Origin of the sequence: Dokdonella sp., assembly GCF_049593775.1 — a bacterium.
Taxonomy (GTDB): Bacteria; Pseudomonadota; Gammaproteobacteria; order Xanthomonadales; family Rhodanobacteraceae; genus Dokdonella.
The window spans coordinates 1-4389 of sequence record NZ_JBAWHJ010000222.1; the positions used below are offsets into that span (position 1 = coordinate 1).

The following is a 4389-nucleotide window of genomic DNA, read 5'->3' on the forward strand; positions in this document are numbered from 1 at the left end:
CCCTCATTTCGTCATCCCCGCGCAGGCGGGGATCCAGCTTTCCCGGTGGCTTTGCGGCAGACGCAACGTCAATGGATGGCCGGCCATCCGGCTGTTCGCCGGATAGGCAGCCGTTCGACCGTTCCGAAGCGACTCCCGTCTGCGCGGGAGTGACGACACTTGCCCATGGGCAGGGCAGTGCAATTCGGCTCAGGATCACGTTTGATATTTGATTCACATCACCCGCCTACGCTGGCACTTCCTCGAAATCTGGAATCTGGTGATGACACGACGCATATTGAAGCGACTCGGGAAATTCGTGCTGGCCTGCGCGGCACTCGTTTTCATACTTGGCGTGGCGGGCTATCTCTATGGCATCGGTTTCAAGCTCGACGAACTGCCCGTCGCCGATCCACAGAGCCAGCCAGCCGATCTTGCCTACCTGCGAAACGCCGTAGAGACACCGCGCGGCAAGGTGCTTGCCATCGTCACCAGCACCGATACAAACCCGAACACCGGCAAGCCAACCGGCTATGAATTGACCGAGCTGTCTCGCGCCTACTACGTCTTTGAGGCCAACGGCTATGAAGTGGATATCGCCAGCCCGCTTGGCGGCGAACCACCCATGGTCCTCGATGACGGCCTGGTCGAAGCCGATCATGCCTTTCTCAATGACCCTGTTGCGATGCGCAAGCTGGAGCATTCCCTGCCAGTGGCGGATGTCGAGCCGGGCGACTACGCGGCCGTCTATTTTGTTGGTGGAAAGGGCACGCTGTTCGACTTCCCGGACAATGTCGATATCCAGCGAATCGTTCGCACGATATACGCCGATGGCGGGGTCGTCAGTGCGGTTTGCCATGGCCCGGCTGCACTTCTCAACGTCACCCTCGACGACGGAAGTCCGTTGCTCAAGGGCAGGCGAATGACCGGATTCACGAACGACGAGGAACTGTTCCTGACCAAAAAGGCCCGCACGGTATTCCCGTTCCTGCTGCAGGAAAAAATGAGCGGCATGTCTGCAGAGTTCGTTGAAGGTGAACTCTACCTCGACAACACCGTGGTCGATGGGCGACTGGTCACCGGACAGAATCCGTGGTCAACCTGGTCGACAGCCGAGGCCATCATCACCGCACTGGGTCATGTGCCTGTGCCTCGGGAGCGCAGCAGCGAGGAGTTGGCGGTTGACGTAGTGCAGCGCTATTACCGCGAAGGCACCGAAGCCGCACGAAATCTCAAGCTGGAAAGGCCGAGCCTCGATCGTCGCCTGATCCTCATGCACGCCCTTGTAGCTGGCATGCAAGCGCGCATGGGTGATGCATGGAATCTACAGCGCCTGGCGCGACCGTAGCAATCCAGAGGAAGTCAGCCAGCCATCGCCTGCAGCATCAGGCCCGTGATGTAGGCGCAATAGGTGCCCAGCGCATAGCCGAGCACGGCCATCAGCACGCCGACAGGCGCAAGGTTGGGGTGGAACGCGCTGGCCACGACCGGCGCGCTGGCAGCACCGCCGATATTCGCTTGCGAGCCCACTGCCATGAAGAACAGCGGTGCGCGTATCCACTTGGCGATGGCGAGCATGATCAGTGCATGGACCGAGATCCAGCAAAAGCCAAGCGCAAACAGCAATGGACGTTCGAACAGGGCGCCGATATCCATGTGCATGCCGATCGTTGCGACCAGGATATAGATGCCGACCGAACCGACGCGTGATGCGCCGACGCCTTCAAGTTCGCGGGCGCGAGTGAAGCTCAGCAATAGTCCGATTGTGGTGGCGATGATCACGACCCAGAAAAACCCGGAGGTCAGACTGTAGCGGGCAAGTCCCGGCGCCACCTGCGAGATCCAGCTGGCCAGTGGGTCACCGATTGCATGGGCGAGGCCGGTTGCGCCGAAGCCGATGCCTATGATGATCATGAGGTCGTTGAGGGTTGGAATCCTCGCATGCTGGGCCTGGTAGGCCTCGATGCGACGCTTCATGTCATCGATGCTGCTGGTGTCGGCGCCGGTCCAGCGATCGAAGGCTTCTGCTCGTGAAGCCAGGAACAGGAGAACGGCGGTCCACGTGGTGCCGACCAGGATGTCCACCGCCACGAATTGCCCGAACAGGTCGTTGCTGACGTCGAATACTTCCTTCATTGCAGCCTGATTCGCACTGCCGCCTATCCAGCTACCGGCGATCGTCGTCATGCCTCGCCAGGTATCACCAGAAACCGTCTGCGGCGAAATCACTTCGAACAAGCCGAACGCGAATACCGCGCCGAACATGACGCCGGCCGTTCCGGCCAGGAACATCACGATGGCCTTGGGCCCCATGCGCCGGATGCTCTGGAAATCGATCGACAGGGTCAGCAAGACCAGCGCTGCAGGCAGCAGGTAATCGCGCGCCATCGGGTATAGCCCGCTGGCATCGCCATCGATCAGGCCAATGCTGTTGAATATGGATGGAATCAGGTAGCAAAGCAGCAGCGCCGGTACATAGGTGTAGAGACTTTTCCAGAAACCGTCAGTCCGTGAGGATGTCCAGAACACCAGTCCGAGCACGCTTGCGAGCAGGCCGAACACCACCACGTCGCTGGTGATCAGTGCTGTTGTCGAGGCTGGATCCTGCATCTCGTCTCTCCTGTTTCTGCTGCAAGGTTTTTAGTATGACTATGCACTGATCCGGCATTTCGCCAATCACCTGTCAGGGCGAGACGAGTTCATGCAACGTCGCAACATTTGCGTGCCCGGTCAACTTCAGGGCTTGCCCTCCAGCCGATCCACGGGCCATCAGGTCCATAGCTACCTTCCGTAGCGGGCGCCGCTATTCCGGATTTCGACGAGCAGCATGCGCGAGCACGAGATGCGCTGGCAGCAACAGGAGTATCCATGCGAAGTTGGCCTGCTCGAAACTGGAAAGGATCTTGCTGAACACGGCGAATGCAGCGAGCAGGGCGATCAGCATCGTCAAGCGACGGGCGAAGACGCTTGCCTGCCAGCCCGCATGCGCGGATCGCCACCAGGTCGGAAGCAACAGCACACAGAGTGGACTGAACAGCAGCAGGTTCTCATTGGCCCAGGCCGACTCGTGCTCGGTGAAGCCCCAGAGTCCGAGCAGGATCAGGCCGAACACGGCGCAAATCGAGGAGAACAGCAGGGCCAGCGATGCGAAGCCGATGCGCGCCCAGCGCTGCTCACGTCGGCAGGACATGAACCCAAGCAATGCCGCCAGAGCCATGCCTATGGCCAGGAACGGCCAACGCAGGTCGGGTGGCAATGGTGGCGGTGCCGGAAGGCGAGCTTCGGAGAGCTGATTTTCTTCGACGACCAGGGCAACAGAGTTTCCGGCCGCGTCGACGGTACGCATTTCACGCATGTGATCGCGTAGTTGCATCGGAACGAAGCTGTCCTTCCAGAACGAGAGTCGCTGATCGGAGAAAGGGCCGAGGCCGATGTCGATGACACCCATGAGGAAGGGGTCAGGGCTGGTCAGCGCGGCGGCCAGTATTCGATAGGTAAAGCCGCGCGAGGGCGATGACATCTGCTGGCGAAGACTTCCACCGAGTGCGGTGTCGAGCTGGTCGCGAATCTTGGTCGAACAGTTTGAGGTGAAATAGTCGTAGCGGTAGTGCCGGTTTTCCGGCCACAGGTTCGTGTCGAGGGCCTGTCTGAGTGCGTGTGCCTGTGCCGGTGTCAGGCGCAGGCGCTGCTCGGTCACCGAACGTCCTTGCGCTACGTAGTAGTCGATATCATCGCGGGCGTCATTCGCTGCGATCTGGTAGCGCATGTTGCCCCGAATGAAGTTGAGGAAAAAATCCTTCTCCTCGAAATCGAAGATGCCGTAGTTGTAGCTGATCGCGGCGCCCGTGGCTGGGTCACGGATGACGATGGCGTTGTGTCCGAAGCGCTCCCAATAGACCTCGCCGGGACCGAAGGTCAGAAGGCTGACCTCAAGGGCCGGCGCACCGTCGGCCTGGGCGGATGCCGACGCGCTGCTGACCAGTAGTTGCAGCAGCAGGCAAGCCAGGATCACATGCAGCAGTCGGGCTGCGTTCCATCTGTCACCTGAGGGGTCGACTGAAGGGGCCGGTATTCCCGAGCGAATCACGCCTCCTGAATCCGCACGGCGAACTGCTGAACGCGGCGTGCGTCGCCCTTGCTGACACGGAAAAGGAAGCCGGCAAGCTTCATTTCCTCGCCCGGCTGCGGCAGATGGCCGAACTCGGCTGTGATCATGGCGCCGATCGTGTCGTAGTCCTCGACTGAAAAACGGGACTCGAAGCGATCATTGAAGTCCTCGATCGAGGTCATCGCATTGACCAGGAACCGGCCATCAGTCTGCGGCTGGATCAGGTTCGGGGTTTCCTCCTCGTCGTGCTCGTCGTCGATATCGCCGACAATCTGCTCGAGCACATCCTCGATCGTGACCAG

At 60.3% G+C, this 4389-nt stretch carries 4 protein-coding genes; 1 reads left to right on the top strand and 3 read right to left on the bottom strand.

What is annotated here, in order from left to right; genetic code table 11:
- The first annotated feature begins 262 nt into the window (after positions 1 to 262).
- Positions 263 to 1327 (top strand): type 1 glutamine amidotransferase domain-containing protein, encoded by a 1065-nt coding sequence (locus WBP53_RS07950; protein ID WP_423927670.1) that lies wholly within the window; start codon positions 263 to 265, stop codon positions 1325 to 1327.
- Positions 1328 to 1341: 14 nt separating this feature from the next.
- Here WBP53_RS07950 and WBP53_RS07955 read toward each other — a convergent pair whose 3' ends face one another.
- The 3 genes from WBP53_RS07955 to WBP53_RS07965 form a co-directional block, all read right to left on the bottom strand.
- Positions 1342 to 2589, bottom strand: a complete 1248-nt coding sequence (locus WBP53_RS07955) for a DUF819 domain-containing protein (protein WP_423927672.1) — start codon at positions 2587 to 2589, stop codon at positions 1342 to 1344.
- Between the two features lie 193 nt (positions 2590 to 2782).
- Positions 2783 to 4066, bottom strand: coding sequence for a DUF4105 domain-containing protein (locus WBP53_RS07960; protein ID WP_423927674.1), 1284 nt, complete (start codon positions 4064 to 4066; stop codon positions 2783 to 2785).
- Positions 4063 to 4389 (bottom strand): transporter associated domain-containing protein (locus tag WBP53_RS07965; RefSeq protein WP_423927676.1); only part of this gene is annotated, 327 nt, incomplete at its 5' end. The genes WBP53_RS07965 and WBP53_RS07960, both read right to left, overlap by 4 nt.